Origin of the sequence: Pseudomonas sp. GM50 (genome assembly GCF_000282375.1) — a bacterium.
GTDB lineage: Bacteria > Pseudomonadota > Gammaproteobacteria > Pseudomonadales > Pseudomonadaceae > Aquipseudomonas.
The window spans coordinates 92327-108773 of the sequence record NZ_AKJK01000041.1 but is presented as its reverse complement, the minus strand read 5'-3'; the positions used below and the strand labels follow the sequence as shown (position 1 = coordinate 108773).

General features: G+C 61.6%; 18 protein-coding genes. 5 read left to right on the top strand and 13 right to left on the bottom strand.

All coding sequences use genetic code 11. The annotated features are described in order from the left end of the window. Positions 1-7: 7 nt before the first annotated feature. Positions 8-1414: an adenosylmethionine--8-amino-7-oxononanoate transaminase gene (locus tag PMI30_RS22280; protein ID WP_008007490.1), complete on the top strand. Its 1407-nt coding sequence runs from the start codon at positions 8-10 to the stop codon at positions 1412-1414. A gap of 224 nt (positions 1415-1638) precedes the next feature. Then, positions 1639-2358, top strand: coding sequence for a 16S rRNA (uracil(1498)-N(3))-methyltransferase (locus PMI30_RS22285; RefSeq protein ID WP_008007488.1), 720 nt, complete (start codon positions 1639-1641; stop codon positions 2356-2358). A 132-nt stretch (positions 2359-2490) separates the two neighbouring features. Here PMI30_RS22285 and PMI30_RS22290 read toward each other — a convergent pair whose 3' ends face one another. From PMI30_RS22290 to PMI30_RS22300, 3 genes are read right to left on the bottom strand one after another with little or no spacing between them, the layout of a single operon-like run. Beyond that, a complete protein-coding gene (locus tag PMI30_RS22290) occupies positions 2491-3393 on the bottom strand; it encodes a transporter substrate-binding domain-containing protein (RefSeq protein ID WP_008007485.1) in 903 nt (300 codons plus the stop codon). Between the two features lie 28 nt (positions 3394-3421). Continuing rightward, positions 3422-3772: a RidA family protein gene (locus PMI30_RS22295; RefSeq protein WP_008007483.1), complete on the bottom strand. Its 351-nt coding sequence runs from the start codon at positions 3770-3772 to the stop codon at positions 3422-3424. An 18-nt stretch (positions 3773-3790) separates the two neighbouring features. Beyond that, entirely contained in the window at positions 3791-5032 is a 1242-nt protein-coding gene (locus tag PMI30_RS22300) for a D-amino acid dehydrogenase (RefSeq protein WP_008007481.1), read from the bottom strand. Between the two features lie 108 nt (positions 5033-5140). Here PMI30_RS22300 and PMI30_RS22305 point away from each other — a divergent pair, with 108 nt between their 5' ends. Next, the gene (locus PMI30_RS22305; RefSeq protein WP_008007479.1) at positions 5141-6052 is read left to right on the top strand and encodes a LysR family transcriptional regulator; all 912 of its coding nucleotides are present in this window, start codon (positions 5141-5143) and stop codon (positions 6050-6052) included. 111 nt (positions 6053-6163) lie between these two features. Here PMI30_RS22305 and trhA read toward each other — a convergent pair whose 3' ends face one another. Next, positions 6164-6781: a PAQR family membrane homeostasis protein TrhA gene (gene trhA, locus PMI30_RS22310; protein ID WP_008007477.1), complete on the bottom strand. Its 618-nt coding sequence runs from the start codon at positions 6779-6781 to the stop codon at positions 6164-6166. Positions 6782-6920: 139 nt separating this feature from the next. Here trhA and PMI30_RS22315 point away from each other — a divergent pair, with 139 nt between their 5' ends. Then, entirely contained in the window at positions 6921-7835 is a 915-nt protein-coding gene (locus PMI30_RS22315) for a LysR family transcriptional regulator (RefSeq protein WP_008007476.1), read from the top strand. A gap of 137 nt (positions 7836-7972) precedes the next feature. Here PMI30_RS22315 and madM read toward each other — a convergent pair whose 3' ends face one another. The 9 genes from madM to mdcA all read right to left on the bottom strand — a co-directional run bounded on the left by madM (position 7973) and on the right by mdcA (position 15232). Beyond that, a complete protein-coding gene (madM, locus tag PMI30_RS22320; protein WP_008007473.1) occupies positions 7973-8737 on the bottom strand; it encodes a malonate transporter subunit MadM in 765 nt (254 codons plus the stop codon). A gap of 1 nt (position 8738) precedes the next feature. After that, complete coding sequence (gene madL / locus PMI30_RS22325) at positions 8739-9155, bottom strand: malonate transporter subunit MadL (RefSeq protein ID WP_008007471.1); 417 nt, start codon at positions 9153-9155, stop codon at positions 8739-8741. 66 nt (positions 9156-9221) lie between these two features. Further along, positions 9222-10133, bottom strand: coding sequence for a malonate decarboxylase subunit epsilon (gene mdcH / locus PMI30_RS22330; protein WP_008007469.1), 912 nt, complete (start codon positions 10131-10133; stop codon positions 9222-9224). After that, the gene (locus PMI30_RS22335; protein ID WP_032835042.1) at positions 10130-10750 is read right to left on the bottom strand and encodes a malonate decarboxylase holo-ACP synthase; all 621 of its coding nucleotides are present in this window, start codon (positions 10748-10750) and stop codon (positions 10130-10132) included. Before PMI30_RS22335 ends, mdcH begins: the two co-directional genes overlap by 4 nt. Further along, the gene (gene mdcE / locus PMI30_RS22340; protein ID WP_008007463.1) at positions 10744-11547 is read right to left on the bottom strand and encodes a biotin-independent malonate decarboxylase subunit gamma; all 804 of its coding nucleotides are present in this window, start codon (positions 11545-11547) and stop codon (positions 10744-10746) included. The genes PMI30_RS22335 and mdcE overlap by 7 nt, the downstream gene beginning before the upstream one ends. Further along, positions 11544-12395, bottom strand: a complete 852-nt coding sequence (locus tag PMI30_RS22345; RefSeq protein WP_008007461.1) for a biotin-independent malonate decarboxylase subunit beta — start codon at positions 12393-12395, stop codon at positions 11544-11546. Before PMI30_RS22345 ends, mdcE begins: the two co-directional genes overlap by 4 nt. Further along, positions 12388-12687: a malonate decarboxylase subunit delta gene (locus PMI30_RS22350; protein ID WP_008007459.1), complete on the bottom strand. Its 300-nt coding sequence runs from the start codon at positions 12685-12687 to the stop codon at positions 12388-12390. Before PMI30_RS22350 ends, PMI30_RS22345 begins: the two co-directional genes overlap by 8 nt. Beyond that, positions 12687-13562, bottom strand: a complete 876-nt coding sequence (locus PMI30_RS22355; protein ID WP_008007457.1) for a triphosphoribosyl-dephospho-CoA synthase — start codon at positions 13560-13562, stop codon at positions 12687-12689. Before PMI30_RS22355 ends, PMI30_RS22350 begins: the two co-directional genes overlap by 1 nt. Next, positions 13562-15232 (bottom strand): malonate decarboxylase subunit alpha, encoded by a 1671-nt coding sequence (mdcA, locus tag PMI30_RS22360; protein WP_008007455.1) that lies wholly within the window; start codon positions 15230-15232, stop codon positions 13562-13564. Before mdcA ends, PMI30_RS22355 begins: the two co-directional genes overlap by 1 nt. Before the next feature lie 828 nt (positions 15233-16060). Between mdcA and PMI30_RS22365 the strand changes: the two genes are divergently transcribed. Then, positions 16061-16438 carry a DUF6124 family protein gene (locus PMI30_RS22365; protein WP_032835040.1) on the top strand — a complete coding sequence of 126 codons (378 nt, stop codon included), beginning with the start codon at positions 16061-16063 and terminating at the stop codon, positions 16436-16438. Positions 16439-16447 lie beyond the last annotated feature (9 nt).

Below are 16447 nucleotides of genomic sequence, written 5' to 3'. Positions count from 1 at the left end.
ACTGAACATGGGCCTGAATAATCAGTGGATGCAACGCGATCTCGCGGTGTTGTGGCATCCCTGCACCCAGATGAAAGACCACGAACAGCTGCCGCTGATCCCGATCAAGCGCGGCGAAGGCGTCTGGCTGGAAGACTTCGAAGGCAAACGCTACCTCGACGCTGTCAGCTCCTGGTGGGTCAACGTGTTCGGCCACGCCAACCCGCGGATCAACCAGCGCATCAAGGATCAGGTCGATCAGCTGGAACACGTGATCCTCGCCGGTTTCAGCCATCAGCCGGTGATTGAACTGTCGGAGCGTCTGGTGAAAATGACGCCGGAAGGCCTGACCCGGTGCTTCTATGCCGATAACGGTTCGTCGTGCATCGAAGTCGCACTGAAAATGAGCTTTCACTACTGGCTCAACCGCGGCCAGCCGAACAAAAAGCGCTTCGTCACCCTCACCAACGGTTACCACGGCGAGACCATGGCGGCGATGGCGGTGGGCGACGTGCCGCTGTTCACCGAAACCTACAAGGCCCTGCTGATGGACACCATCAAGGTGCCGAGCCCCGATTGCTACCTGCGCCCCGAGGGCATGAGCTGGGAAGAACACTCGCGCAACATGTTCGCCGCCATGGAGCAGACCCTGGCCGACAACCACGACACCGTGGCCGCCGTGATTCTGGAGCCGCTGATTCAGGGCGCCGGCGGCATGCGCATGTATCACCCGGTGTACCTGAAGTTGCTGCGCGACGCCTGTGATCGTTATGGCGTGCACCTGATCCACGATGAAATCGCCGTCGGTTTCGGCCGCACCGGAACGATGTTCGCCTGCGAACAGGCCGGCATCCGTCCGGATTTCCTCTGCCTGTCCAAGGCCTTGACCGGTGGTTACCTGCCGTTGGCGGCGGTGCTGACCACCGATGAGGTCTACAGCGCCTTCTACGACGACTACCCGACCCTGCGCGCCTTCCTGCACTCTCACAGCTACACCGGCAATCCGCTGGCGTGCGCGGCGGCATTGGCGACGCTGGATATCTTCGAAGAAGACAACGTCATCGAGAACAACAAGGTTCTGGCTCAACGCATGGCCTCCTCCACCGCGCACCTGGCCGATCACCCGAACGTTGCCGAAGTGCGCCAGACCGGTATGGTGCTGGCCATCGAGATGGTCAAGGACAAGACCACCAAGGAAGCTTATCCGTGGCAGGAACGTCGTGGTTTGAGGGTGTTCCAGCATGCGCTGGAGCGAGGTGCTTTACTGCGGCCGTTGGGCAGCGTGGTGTATTTCCTGCCGCCGTACGTGATTACCCCGGAGCAGATCGATTTTCTGGCCGAGGTGGCCAGCGAAGGCATCGACATCGCCACCCGTGACAGCATCAGCGTGGCGGTGCCGAAGGACTTTCATCCGGGCTACCGTGATCCGGGCTAACAGCCTTATGCAAATTCCTGTGTGAAAGAGCTTCTGTGGCGAGGGGGCTTGCCCCCGTTGGGTCGCGAAGCGGCCCTAAAACCGGCTACCGGATTTTGTCAGTTAAAACGCATCAGCCAGATTTACGACTGCTGCGCAGCCGAACGGGGGCAAGCCCCCTCGCCACAAATGCCGTTGCCGCAGATCAGTGCCAAGCTACATTCGACTTTTTACAGAGACCATTGATGAGACTGTCCCGCTTCTTTATCGACGCCCCCTTGAGCACCGGCGAACACGAGCTTCCCGAGGCCCAGGCCCATTACATCAGCCGCGTGCTGCGCATGGCCGAGGGTGACGCGGTGCAATTGTTCGACGGCTCGGGCCATGAGTTTCGCGGCACGCTGGCGGAAGTCGGCAAGAAGCGCGTCGTGGTGCAAATCGATGAAAGCTTCGCCGGGCAGGTCGAGTCGTCGCTTGCGGTCCATCTCGGCCAGGGCTTGTCCCGTGGCGAGCGGATGGACTGGGCGATTCAGAAAGCCACCGAACTGGGCGTCAGCGAAATCACCCCGATCTTCACCGACCGCTGCGAAGTCCGCCTCAAGGACGAGCGCGCCGACAAACGCCTGATGCACTGGCGTCAGGTGGCGATCAGCGCCTGCGAACAGTGTGGGCGTTCACGGGTACCGGTGATTCATCCGCCACTGCTGTTGGCTGACTGGTTGAAGCAGACAGAGGCCGAATTGAAGTTGGTGCTGCACCCGGTGGCCGAGCCGCTGGTGAGCCATGCGAAACCGGCAACACTGGCGTTTCTGATCGGCCCGGAAGGCGGGTTGTCCGACGCTGAAGTCGAGCAGGCCAAAGGGGCTGGTTTCCACGCCGCACGGCTTGGGCCTCGCGTGTTGCGCACCGAAACCGCGCCGGTGGTGGCGTTGGCGGTGGCCCAACAGCTTTGGGGTGACTTCTAGGGCCTCTTCGCGAGCAAGCCCGCTCCCACATTTGATCTCTGAACGACACAGATCAAGTGTGGGAGCGGGCTTGCTCGCGAAGGCCGGCGACGCGATCTACAAGACACAAAACAGAATCTGATCTTTCAGGAACTACTGCACCGGATCACTCACCGGCTTCGCAATGATCGCCTTCAACTCGCTGGTCATCGGAAACTCAAGATTCAAACCTTTAGGCGGAATCGGCTGCTGGAACCAGCGGTTGTAGATGCCGTTGATTTCCCCTGAGCTATACAAATCGGCGAGCGTCGAGTTCACCAACTCGAGAAATTGCGGATCGCCCTTGCGCACCATGCAGCTGTAGATTTCCCGCGATTGCTCCTCGCCCACCACGACCCACTTATGCGGATCGCGAGCCTTGGCCCGTTCACCGTAGAGCAGCGCATCATCCATATAGAACGCCGCCGCCCGCCCTGACTGCAGCATCTGGAACGCTTCGCCGTGGTCCTTGGCGCTGATCACAAACATATCGATCTTGTGATCGACGTTGTAGCTCTTCAGAAACCGCTCATTGGTGGTGCCGGCGGTGGTCACGACGTTCTTGCCACGCAGGTCGGCGAAGCGCTTGATTCCGCTGTCCTTCGCGGTGAGCAATTGCCCCTTCACGTAGATGAACCCATAGGAAAACGCCACTTGCTGCATGCGCTCGGCGGTCACGCCAGTAGAGCCGCATTCAAGATCGACGGTGCCGTTCTGCACCAGTGGAATACGCGTTTGCGAGGTCACCAGGTTGTACTTCACCTGCAGATCCGGCAGTTCAAGCTTTTGCTTGATGCGCTCGACAATCTTGCTCGCCAGGTCCACCGAATAGCCCATCGGCTGCCCCGTGTGGTCACCTACGTAAGAGAACGGCACCGACGCATCGCGATAGCCCAGCGTGATGCTCTTGGCATTGGCGACCTTGTTCAGCGTGCCGGTCAGAGGCGCTTCGTTGGCCTGGACCTGACTGGCGAGCAGTAGCCCGAGGGCGCAGCCGATCAACGTGATTTTTTGCATTGTTATTCTCCGTTGTGGGTAGATCGAATTAGCGGCGGGCGGCGATCACGGTGATTTCCACCAGGACCTCTGGACGGGCCAGTTGCGCCTGCAAGGTGGTGCGGGTCGGCGCCTTGTCCGGCGATAACCACTGCGACCAGACCTCGTTCATGGCGGCGAAATCGCGGCCAATGTCGTTCAGGTAAATGGTCGCGTTGAGCAAGTGATCCTTGTCGCTGCCAGCCTCGGCCAGCAACGCATCGATCTTCGCCAGCACTTCGGCGGTTTGGCCGGTGACGTCGGTGCTGTCACCCGGAACCTGTCCCGAGAGAAACACCAGATCGCCAAAGGTCACCGCGCCAGAGAGTCGGCTGTTGCTGTTGATACGCTTGATGCTCATCGGTTTTTCCTTTTCAAGTCAGGCGACGCGGGGGGCGAGGCCCTGCATTTCAATCGAGGGTGTGCGCCGGGCAATCAGCTCACTCAGCAACCGAGCGCTACCGCAGGCCAAAGTGAAACCCAGGGCGCCATGGCCGAGGTTGAGCCAGAGGTTGCGGTACGCCGTGGCGCCAATCAACGGCACGCCGCTGGGAGTGGCCGGGCGCATGCCGGCCCATTCGATGGCGGCGTCGTAATCGCCGGCATTGGGCAAGGTTTCCTGCGCCTGGCGTTTGATCAGCGCCAGACGCTTGGGATCGAGTGCCGGGTCGAAACCGACAATGTCGACCATCGCCGCCACTCGCAGTTGTGCACCAATGCGGGCGTAAACGATCTTGCGGTTGTAATCGGTGATGCTCAGCTCTGGCGCGCGGTGTTCGGCGCGGATCGGCATGGTCAGGCTGTAGCCCTTGAGCGGGTACAGCGGCAGGTTCATGCCCGGCAACGCCAGCGCCGGGCTGCGATGCCCGGCAGCGATCACCAATTGCTCAACCGGCAATACCTGCGCGCCCATTTCGACGGCTTGCACCGCGCTGTCCCCGTGGCGAATGCCGGTGACCGTGCGACCCGGCAAAAACTCGCAACGCCCCGACGCCTTGAGCCGGGCCACCAGTTGCAGGCAGAAAGCATGGCAATCGGCGACTTCTTCATCGGGCGTATAGATCGCGCCTACAAACGGTGCCTCGGCGAGCGCCGGCTCCAGCTGTGCGCACTCGGCCCGGGACAACACCCGCTGCTGTCGCGGATCAGCCAACCCGTGTCGCGCATGCTCGAAACTCGCAGCTTCACGAAACGTCACCAGTTTGCCGTTGCGCCGCCAGTCGAAACCGTCGAGGCGGTCTTCGTCGCGCCAGCCTTGCAGCGTGGCCTGGCTCAGCAGCGCCAGGCGCAGCAGATGTGCGCCGTTGCGCTGATTCACCGAACGCCGACAGGCCGCCAGAAAGGACACCATCCAGCGCCATTGCGCCGGGTCCAGACGCGGGCGCAGCTTCAAGGGCGAGTCACCGCGCAACATCCAGCCCAGCGCCTGCAACGGTACGCCCGCATCGGCCAGTGGCGCGACGTAGCGGTAGGACAACTGGCCGCCGTTGGCGAAACTGGTCTCGCTGGCAAACGAATCCCGGGCCTCGATCAGCGTCACGTCGATGCCGTCGCGAACCAGTGCGTAAGCCGTTGTCAGCCCGATGACGCCGCCACCGATGATGCAAACCCGCTGAGCCATGTCAGTCCTTAAGCGTTGTTGAAACGTGCCCTCAGCTTAGGACCAGGTGACAGACGTTGAACAATGCATAAAGATGCCTGAGCCATAAACAAAGGTTATGGACTTGCCATGCGACTGCGACACATCGAAATTTTCCAGGCCATTCGCCAGACCGGTTCGGTCAGTGGCGCCGCCCAGTTGCTGCACGTATCGCAGCCGGCGGTGAGCAAAGTGCTGCAACACGCCGAACAGCAATTGGGCTTTGCGTTATTCCTGCGGGTGCGCGGTAAATTGCAGCCGACGCCCGAAGCCCTGGAGCTTGAGCGCGAGGTCGACAAGGTCACCGAAAGCCTGCAAGGCGTGCGACGCCTGGCCCAGAGCCTGCGCCGCGAGCCGGGCCACAGTGTACGGATCGGCGCGATCCCGGCGCTGGCCTTGTCGCTGCTGCCGCCGGCGATCAACGAATGGACGCAACGCTACCCGCAAATCGCCTGCGAACTGTCCAGCGCCCACAGCCGCGAGCTGATGCAAAACCTGTTGATGCGCGAAGTGGATGTCGCCCTGACGCTGCAACTGCCCGATCATCCAGGCCTGAAGGCGCAGGCCCTGGCCTGTGGGATGCTGGTGGCGCTGGCGCCGAAAGGCTTTTGGGCCGACGACACTCACGGTAAACCGTTGCCGTTGATCGAACTGGCCGGTGCGCCGCTGATTGGCTTGTCCAGCGCCGACCCGCTGGCCGCCAGGCTCGACAGCTACCTTGAAGCGGTCAATCCGCCGCCAAAGGTACGCATCGCGGTGCAGACCTACTCACTGGCGCGAGCAATGGTTGAATCCGGTGCCGGGTTGGCGGTGATCGACCCGTTCACCGCGCTCGGCGCGTCCCCCGCCACCACGGCAATTCGCCCCCTGGCACCGGCGCTGCCGATCACCCTGTACGCAGTGACCCGCGCCGACGAACCGCCGCCGCACACCTTGAGCGACTTGTTGCAGGTGTTCAGCCGACGGGCGCAGGCGCAACTGGATCACCTGTGTCCCTTGTAGGAGCGAGGCTTGCCCGCGAACAAGGCCCCGCGGTATATCAGGTACACCGCGTCATCGTTCTTCGCGGGCAAGCCTCGCTCCTACAGGTTTTGCAAATAGCTGCAGTGCGATCTACAAGACGTAAAACAGAATCGCCACAAAGTGCAGAACGCTCCCGGAAATCACAAACAAATGCCAGACCCCATGGGCATGGCGCAGACGATGGTCGAGGGCAAAAAAGATAATCCCCACGGTGTACAACACCCCGCCCGACGCCAGCCAGGTAAAGCCGACTGGCCCCAGCGCCGCCAGTAATGGCTTGACCGCCACCAGCACGATCCAGCCCATCACCGCGTAAATCACGATCGACAGAATCCGCGCTTCCGAGCGCGGTTTGATCTCTTGCAAGATGCCGATCAGCGCCAGCCCCCAGACAATCCCGAACAGCGTCCAGCCCCACGGCCCGCGCAGGGTCACCAGGCAGAATGGCGTGTAACTGCCGGCAATCAGCAGGTAGATCGAAAAGTGATCGACCTTCTGCATGATCGCTTTCTTGCGCCCGCGCACGCTGTGATACACGGTCGAGGCGCTGTAGAGCACCAGCAAGGTGAACGCGTAAATCGCCACGCTGACGATCTTCCACGGACTGCCATCCATACTGGCAATCACCAGCAGCCACACGCCGCCGACAAACGCCGCCACCGCCCCGACCAAATGCGTCCAGGCGTTCAATCTTTCCCCGTGATACATGTATTGCTCACCTCAAAATTCATAAACACAAAGCCCCTGTAGGAGCTGTCGAGTGAAACGAGGCTGCTCCTACAAAAGCCATCGAGCCAAACGTCAGCCAATTGGGCACAATCGAAGGATTCGAATAAGAGTCTGGCCCATGCTGATCGATGAAGAGTTGACCCTGAAAAAACTCGAGGTGTTCCTGGCCTTCATGCGCACCGGCAACCTGGCCCGCGCCGCTGCCGAGTTGCAAACCAGCAACGTCAGCGTGCACCGCGCCATCCACTCTCTGGAAAGTGCCCTGCGTTGCCCGCTATTCAAACACGAAGGCCGTAACCTGACCCCACTCGAAAGCGCTTATGTGCTGGAAGAGCGGGCGCAGAAGCTGATTCAGGACGTGCTCGAAAGCGTGCGCCTGACCCGCGAAGCGGCCGGGTTCTCGGCTGAGCGTTTCAAGCTCGGGTCACTGTATTCGTTGACGGTGAAGACCGTGCCGCAGCTGATCATGGGCCTGAAGATTCGCCGCAGCGAACTCAATATCGACCTGATCCTGGGCTCGAACATTGACCTGCTATACAAGCTCAAGAACATGGAAGTCGACGCGATCCTGGTGTCGTTGGATGACAGCGTGAATGACCCGGACTGCGAGCAGATTCCGCTGTTTTCCGATGACATCTTCCTCGCCACGCCGGCGGATTCGCCCTTTGCCCAGCGGACCGAAGTCGATCTGGCCGAGGTGCGCGACGAGACATTCATCACCTTGACCCAAGGCTTCGCCACGCACCAGGACGGTATTCGGGTGTTCAAGCAGGCGGGGTTCGAGCCGAAGGTGGCGATGCAGGTCAACGACATCTTCACCCTGCTGAGCATGGTCAGCTCGGGGGTCGGTTATGCATTGCTGCCGGGAAGGATTGCGGCGGTGTATGAGAACCGGGTGAAGCTGATTCCATTGCAGGAAAAGTATCGGTTACAGCAGCACATCGGGGTGGTGTTTCTGAAAGCCAAGGAGCGTGACCCGAATTTGCTGGCGCTGCTGGCAGAGTGCCGGATGTATGCCAATCGGCAAGTCTGAGACCGCGTCGCGCCCTTCGCGGGCAAGCCTCGCTCCTACAGGATTTCGGAGTGCCGCAGATTTGCGGCACGACACATAACCTGTAGGAGCGAGGCTTGCCCACGAAGGCGTCATCACAGGCGACGCAACTCTCGACCCTACCCCACAATCCCCCGAACAATGAAGTACAGCAACGAAGGCCCAAGCAAGCACCCAAGCCCGGTGTGGAACGTCGCGGTCAACGCGCCATACGGCACCAGCCGCCGATCCGTCGCCGCCAGCCCTGCGGTCACCCCACTCACCGTCCCGGCCAGGCCGCCAAATACCATGGCCGAACGCGGGTTATCCAGCCCCATCCAGCGCGCTGCCATCGGTGTGCCGACCATCACCAGAATCGCCTTGATCAGCCCGGTGGCAATCGACAACGCCATCACATCGGACGTGGCACCAATCGCGGCCCCGGTCACTGGCCCGACGATGTACGTCACCGCGCCCGCGCCAATGGTGGTCATGCTGATCGCATCGCGATAACCGAACACCCAGGCCATGCTCGCCCCGACAATGAACGGCAGAATCGTGCCCAGCAGCAGCGCGATAACACCAATCATCCCGGCCTTTTTCGCTTCGGTGGCCTGCACCTCAAACGCCGTGGCGACAATGGCGAAGTCCCGCAACATCGCTCCGCCCATCAAACCAATACCGGAGAACAGCGACAAATCCGCCAGGCCTTTCTGCCCGCCGGTCATGGTGCCGCCGACCCAGGCCAGCACCAGGCCGATGACGATGGCAATCGCCGAGCCGTGAATTCGTCCGAAGGTCAGGCGTTTGGACAACACCACCGACACCCACATGATCACGCCAACGAACGCGAATGCCGTGATCAGACCGTTATGTTCCAGACCTTTCTCGATGAGATCCCACATATCAGCGACCTCCTGCCGGTGCGCCAACCGACGTTATATCCGTTGGTTCATCGGGCAAGGGTTCACCTTTGTGGGTCCGGCTGATCAGGGCAATGGTGCAACCACAGAGCACCACCGAACCAATCGCCGCCAGAACCGCCACCGGGCCGCCGTGCAGGGCAGTAACGACGTTCTGTTGCGCGGCCATCGCCACCACCACCGGAATGTACATGGCGCCCCAGAAGCCGACGCCCATCTCGCAATCCTTGGTCATGCCGCCACGTTTTTGCATCCATAACCGCGCGCAAATCAGCAGGATCATCGCGATCCCGACCCCGCCGACATTGGATTTCACACCCAGCAATGCGCCGAGCATGTCACCCATGATCACCCCTGCCAGCGTACAGATCGCCAACAGCGCCACACCGTAAATAATCATTGTTGTAGTCCTCAAAGTGCATCGTCGGAATTGTTGTTTTTGTAGTTCGCAGCCTGAGTCGGTGATCTAGGGTTGGCGGCTTCCCTCCTCACGCAACAGCGCCTGCAAGGTGTCGAGCCGCGCACCGTCGAAGGCAATCACGGTGCCCTGCTCGAACACCCGGCGCGCCAGCCCGGTCAACACCGCACCGGGCGGCAGTTCGATCTGTAGACGTACGCCACGCTCGTAGGCGCTTTGTACCGTGCCGCGCCAGTCCACCACGCGGCACATGTTGAACGCCAGGTCGTCGCGTAACGCCTCGGAATTGATAACGGGCCGTGCGCGACTGCCGCTCAGATAACCCAGAATCGGCGTTTTCAATTGCACCTTGGCGAAGGCTTCGGCCAAGGCTCTTGCCCGTGTATCCAGCAACGGGCAATGGGACGGCACGCTGACCGCCAGGCGTTTGGCCAGCCCGGCGCCACGCCCCTTCGCCAACTCGGCAACCGCTTTCATCGCACCATCGCTGCCAGCGATGACCACTTGGTTATCGGCGTTGATGTTGGCCAGGTAAACCGGTGTGTCGACGCTGTGAACCTGCGCCAGCAAACCTTCCACCGTCGCCAGATCCAGACCGATGATCGCGGTCATGCCATAGCCCTGAGGATAAGCCTGCTGCATCAGCTCACCGCGCAGGCTGACCAGATGCAGCGCATCGCTGAAGCTCAAGGCGCCGGCGACCACCGCCGCCGGATAGGCGCCGATGGACAGTCCGGCCACGTAATCCGCGCTCAATGACAACTGGCGTGAAGCGGCGACTCCGGCGATCAGCAGGCATAACTGAACCGCCCTCGTCGACTGCAACGCCTCGGCAGAATCGAGCAACAAAACATCTTCACCCAGCACCTCGCTCGCCTCGATCAGCGTTTCCCGAGGCAAACGATGGAGCATGCCCGGTTGCTGCGCGCCCTGGCCGGGGAACACCAGCAAACTGCTCACGCTGCTTGCTCCTGCGGGTTCCACGGATCGGTGACCAGGCAGGCGACCTGAGCGTTTTTGAGCAGCACCCTATGCGACGGGCCGGCCCATTCGCGCAGGGCCACCGCGCCATTCGGCGTCTGCAACTGCATGTCGACCAGACATTCAGCGGTGCCGAGAAGCGTCACCAATTCCTGCGCTTGAGTACGGCCCAACGGTTGCGGTGTACGCAGAATCAAGTCCAGATCGCTGCGCTCATGCAACGCCGCAAAACCACTGGCCAATTCAAACCCGGCACTGCCGCTGACACCCCACACCCAACCGCAGGTGTCGAGCATCGGCCGCAGCTGCGCCAGCGCTCGCAAAGCCGGTAGATCCCGAACCGTCTCGACATGACAAAGCTCTTCCGGACTTACCCGACGTGAAATCGCCGTGATCGCCATCGACGTTGCATAACGCTGCTCGCGCAAGCGTCCTCGCACGCCGACCGCGATCTGATCCGGCGCAGTCATCGCACGCCGAACCACCACCGGCTGACCCGCGCTGATCGACTCGATCACCCACGCAGGCGCATCCGCAGGCAACTGCTCCGGGGTCATCCCCCACAGCAGGTCGTGGGCCAGAAACGTATTCACCACTGCTCTCTTAGCAGTTGGCGAACCTTGCTCGACGCGCCACGGTTGGGCGCACCCAAGCGGCCGCTCAAATCGCGACGACCTGCCTCGACATCTTCAATCGCCTGAACCAGACACTCGTTCATCCGCGCCAGATCCGCCGTCGTCGGCTGCTCGATCTGATCCACCGACAGTGTTTCCCAAAGCAGCCCCAGGCTGGCAAAGCTGTCGATGTCATAGGCCATCGGCGGCACGCTGGCGGCCAAGGCTTCAAGTTCTTCGACACTGCGTAATGTGACCCGCGCCGCCGACGCCTTGCCCATCGCATGCACCATCACGCCCGGATCGCGTAGCGCGATCAGCCGGTTGGCCTGATAGCCATGAGCGAGAAAGGCCCCGGACATTGCTTTGCCCACCAGCAAGCCGATCACCGCATGCCCGGCCAGTCGGGCACGGGCATAACTGTCTGCCGCGCCGGCCAGGGCCTGATGAATGCCGAGGGCTTCTTCGCGTCGACCGTAAGCCTGGCTCGGCACATCGACGATGGCGATCAGGGCGCGTTTTTGAGGTTTGTCGTTATCCGCGGTAATGACTTCATCCACCGCTTTGGCCAGGCCCCAGCCTTCCAGTAAACCGACCTCGCCATTGCGGGCGCGGACGAAACGGTTGTCGGGATCGGCCACCACCGCAATAAATCGCACGGGCTGGTCACCCAGCACACCATCAGCGACTTTCAACGATGCCGGCAAGCCCGCGACCGATTTCGCGCCGGCACTCAAGGCGTTGAACCAGTTCAAGCCTCTCAGGGAATACGAACTCATGAGCGCTCTCCTTGATACAGATCGCGAACCGTCGCCGGCTCGATTTGTGGTTCAGCGTCCAGACGCGCCAGCCGTTGCAGAAACCATTCGGCCTGGCGGCTGCGTTGCTGCGCCGGCAAAACCTGCTTGAGCAATTCGCTGACCTGCTGCTGAATCTGCGCCACGTCGTCGGCGACATAGCGGTCCACCAGACCACTGGCGAAACGTTGCTCGCCACCGGTCAGGCTCCAGATAAACGGGCGATCCCGGGAGTCGTATTCCTCAAGACCGGCTTCCTGCTCGATCACCTGCGGCCCGTTGAGGCCAAGGCGCGCTTCCTGAGTCACCAGCAAATAGCTGCACAACCCGGCGGCAATCGACATGCCGCCAAAACAACCGACGCTGCCGGCGACCACGCCAACTACCGGTTGGTACTGGCGCAAATCGACAATCGCCGCATGAATATCGGCAATCGCCGCCAGCCCCAGATTGGCCTCCTGCAAACGTACACCACCGGTTTCCAGCAGCAACACGGCGCGCGTGGGGATGCCTTTGCGGTTGTCCTCGGCGGCCAGTTCCAGCGCACCGGCAATCTTCGCCCCGCCGACTTCACCGAGGCTACCGCCCTGAAACGCGCCTTCGATGGCCGCGATCACCACCGGCAATCCGCCGAGGCTGCCCTTGGCGATCACCACGCCGTCATCGGCTTGCGGCACCACGCCCTGGCGCGACAGCCATGGCGACATGACGCGCTGAAACGGGTCGAGCAGTTCGCGGAAGGTCCCGGCGTCGAGCAAGGCTTTCGCTCGTTGCCGGGCGCCGAGTTCGACGAAGCTATGTTTGTTGAGAAGCGCTGTGCTGTCAGTCATGGCTGATCTCCTCGAAGCCTTGTTCCAGGCGCAAGCGCACCACGCCGGGAGTGGCGCCGAAATCGTGGATATCGATCGCCATCGCGAGCGGTGTCTGGCCGTCGAACATCCGCGCGAACAGATGCTGCCAGCGTTGTTCGCTGCCGTTGACCGAGGTCTGCACCTGGATCGTCAGCTTGCCGGCCAGCCCCGGTTCGATCAGCACTTCCAGATCGCCCGAGCCCACGCAGCCCACCAGCGCCCTGCCCCGTGACGGCTGCCCGGCGGGGAATTCAAAGGATAAGGTTTCCATCAAAACGCTCCCTGGAGGACGCCGGCGCCCGACTCGATGCGGTCGATAAACAGGCAGGCTGCGAGCAAGTCCGCAGCGCCGCCGGGCGAGGCATTCAATGCGATTAATTGTTGGTCCAGCTCATGCAAACGGCGGCGACCGGCCAGGCTCGCACTGCCGCCGGCATCGAGCACCGCTTGCGCGCCGAGTTGCATGGTGTGCAGGCCGGTTTCGCCTGCGCGGTAGAGCACGCAGGTGTCGGCCAGTGTCGTCATGATCGCCAGCAAGGCATCGAGCCGGGCGTTCTGTTCGCCATGGCCGGCGGCGCGGCTGCGTTTGAGTTGCGGCAAAGCGCGTTGAATCACCGCCGGAAAACCAAGCTGCGCCTCTTCACGGGCACCGCGAGCGCCATAACGTTGGGCCACTTGAGCGCCATGGCTTAGAGGGCGCGGGGCGTAGCGGTCGTCGAGCAAGGCCAGGCGTGCGGCGCGCAACGTGATGCCGCTGGCGGTGTTGGATTCAGGTTCCAGCGCAGCGGCGGCGACCAACAGCCCCAACGCCCAGATCGCCCCACGATGAGTATTCACACCGTTGGTGGTGGCGAGCATCGTTTGCTCACCGTCACGACCAATCCGCCCAAGGGCTTCGCGCAGGGGTAAACCGACTTCGCCAAATTCGCTGGCCCCGTCCGCCATTGCCTTGAACGCCGGCCACAACGACAGCGCCGAGGCGTGCATCAGGCTCAGGTGTAAATCGGTGTGCGCGCCATTGCCGCGACGATCCACCAGCGCCGGTTTCGGCGACAGATCCGCTTCATCGATCAGCGCGTCCACCGCCAGATCCGCCAGCCGCTCAGTCAGGGTTAAAGGTTTCGGTTGCAGGTTGAATGCGTGCATTACCAGCTCCTGAACTTGGCGGGCGGGTTGTAGAGACCACCGGACCACTCCACCAGATCGGCCACGCTTTTGGCCGCGAGCAACTCGCGGGTGGCGTCGGTGCGGCGGATGCCGAGGTCTTCGGGCAAGGCGATCAGGCCTTCGCGGCGCATGCGGGCGGTGTCTTTCGGGTTGTGGCGCAGGCCGATGGCGGTCACGCCAGCGACGGCAGCGATCATCGCCTGACGTTCCTCAAGGGAACGGGCCTTGTACAAATAGGCGATGCCTTCTTCGGTCAGCAAGTGGGTGACGTCGTCGCCATAGATCATGATCGGCGCCAGCGGCATGCCGCTTTTCTTCGCCACTTCCACCGCGTCGAGGGTTTCGACGAAGGTCGGTTTGCCGCCCTCCTGGAAGGTCTCGACCATTTGCACCACAAGTTTTTTACCGCGCTCCAGCAGCGCTTCGGGCGCATCGTCGTGACGCATGTCGAGCCAGGCCGGTGTGCCATGGCGACGACCACGCGGGTCGTGGCCCATGTTCGGCGCACCACCGAAACCGGCCAGGCGACCGCGCGTCACGGTGGAGGAATGACCGTCGCCGTCGACCTGCAGAGTTGCACCAATGAACAGGTCCACCGCGTATTGCCCTGCCAATTGGCAGAACATCCGGTTGGAGCGCAGTGAGCCGTCGCGGCCAGTGAAAAACACATCAGGCCGGGCAGCGATGTAGTTTTCCATGCCCAGTTCGGTGCCAAAGCAATGCACGCTTTCGACCCAGCCGCTTTCGATGGCCGGGATCAGGGTTGGGTGAGGATTGAGCGTCCAGTTGCGGCAGATCTTGCCCTTCAAACCGAGGGATTCGCCGTAGGTCGGCAGGATCAGTTCGATGGCGGCGGTGTTGAAACCGATGCCGTGGTTGAGCGACTGAACGTTGTGTTTTTCGTAGATGCCGCGGATCGCCATCATCGCCATCAACACATGCACAGGCTTGATGTGGCGTGGGTCGCGGGTGAACAGCGGTTCGATGTAGAACGGTTTGTCCGCCACCACCACGAAGTCGACCCAGGATGCGGGAATGTCCACGCGAGGCAGTTCGCTGACGTCGTCCACCAATTGGTTGACCTGGACGATGACGATGCCGTCGCTGAAGGCGGCCGGTTCGATCAATGCGGGGGTGTCTTCGGTGCTCGGGCCGGTGTAGATGTTGCCGGCGCGGTCGGCCATGAAACCGGCCGAGAGTACGACATTGGGGATCAAGTCGACCACCAGCCGCGCATAGAGCTCGATGTAGGTGTGGATCGCGCCGATTTCCAGCAGGCCGTCTTCGAGCAACTGACTGATGCGCAGGCTTTGGGTGCCGGCAAAAGAGAAGTCGAGCTTGCGGGCAATGCCGCGCTCGAACAGGTCCAGGTGCTCGGAACGCCCGACGCTGGGCATGATCATGTGCAAGTCATGCAGCTTGCCCGGATCGGCCTTGGCCAGGGAGCGGGAAAGGAAGTCCGCCTGCTTCTGGTTATTGCCCTCCAGCACCACACGGTCGCCGGGCAGGATCAATGCCTCCAGCGCCGCAACGATCTTGTCGGTGGGCAACACCACACCGTCGGCAAGCCCCTTCACCAATTCGAGGCGCCGCTGCTTTTCGCTGCGCCGCCGCGTCCATCGCGAGTCGGGGGATATTGTTGTTGTCATGACCACTCCACGGGTTCGCTGTCGTGGGAGTCACCTTAGGAGCGTTGGGTGGGGGGCATCAATCAAGCAGCGTGTTGGATTGTTACGGTCAGGTTAATGGTTGGCCGTGCCGACGCCATCGCGAGCAGGCTCGCTCCCACATTGGAACGCGTCATCCCTGTGGGAGCGAGCCTGCTCGCGATGGGGCCAGAACAATCCCCGCAGCTTTCGATGACGAAGCATTTCGTCGCTCATGGCAGAGAGCAAACAACCGATAAGTCCCAAAATAGGACCGATCGGTCCCTTTTTGGGAATCTTCAACCTGGCGCAGAAACCTTTGTGGCGAGGGGGCTTGCCCCCGTTGGGTTGCGAAGCAGCCCCAAAACCTGCAACCGAGGTGTATCAGGTACACCGAGAACAATGGTTTACGACTGCTGCGCAGCCGAACGGGGGCAAGCCCCCTCGCCACAGGGTCCGACCGCTTGGGGTTTTGTGTTTAAAAATTTGTCCGCAGGAACGGTGAGAGGCTACGCAGTCTGGCGTCACTGCCTACAGCAATGCCGGAACCCGCCGACTGGTGCGGTTTTGCGTTGATCTTTATCGTTTGGGGGTCGCCGCAAACTCAGCGACCGGGATTGGAACCCCGTGGTGTTAACGAGGCAAAAGCGCCTTTCATAACGTATGCTTGCGCACCTTTAATGTGTGCACTCCGTTATGGCGGCTGTGCGCGGGAGACCTTAGTGTCTGTCGGGTTTTGTCCGTTTGCCCGGGTTCCAGCCCGCGTACAGCTGCCACCCCTTCGATTGGAACCCGATGGAGCAGCTGAAACTCATTAAATGGAGCTTCACTATGTTCAAAGCTACTCCCAATCCCCCGGAAACCGACGCCGATTCCCAAGCATCCCTCGATGCAGAAAAAATGAAGGAAGCCGCCGACCGCGCCCTCTCCCATTACTTCCCGTCACCCCACGAAAAACCGGCCAAACGCCGTAAATCCCAGCTCTTCACCGTCTCCCCCGATATCGACACCGAAGCCCTTCTGGCCAATGCCTCCGAAGACCTGCTGTCCATCAGCGCCATTGCCGCCGATCTGGCGGACGATGTGGAAGGCTCACGCCGCTCTGTAGCCTTGGCGCTCAGCCGTTTGGCCGATGGCGTGCAGTTGTTGGTGGAGCGAGTGCTGGATCATCATGAGTCGTTGCAGATGAAGGCTCGGGCCGGGGTTTAACAGCCAGGT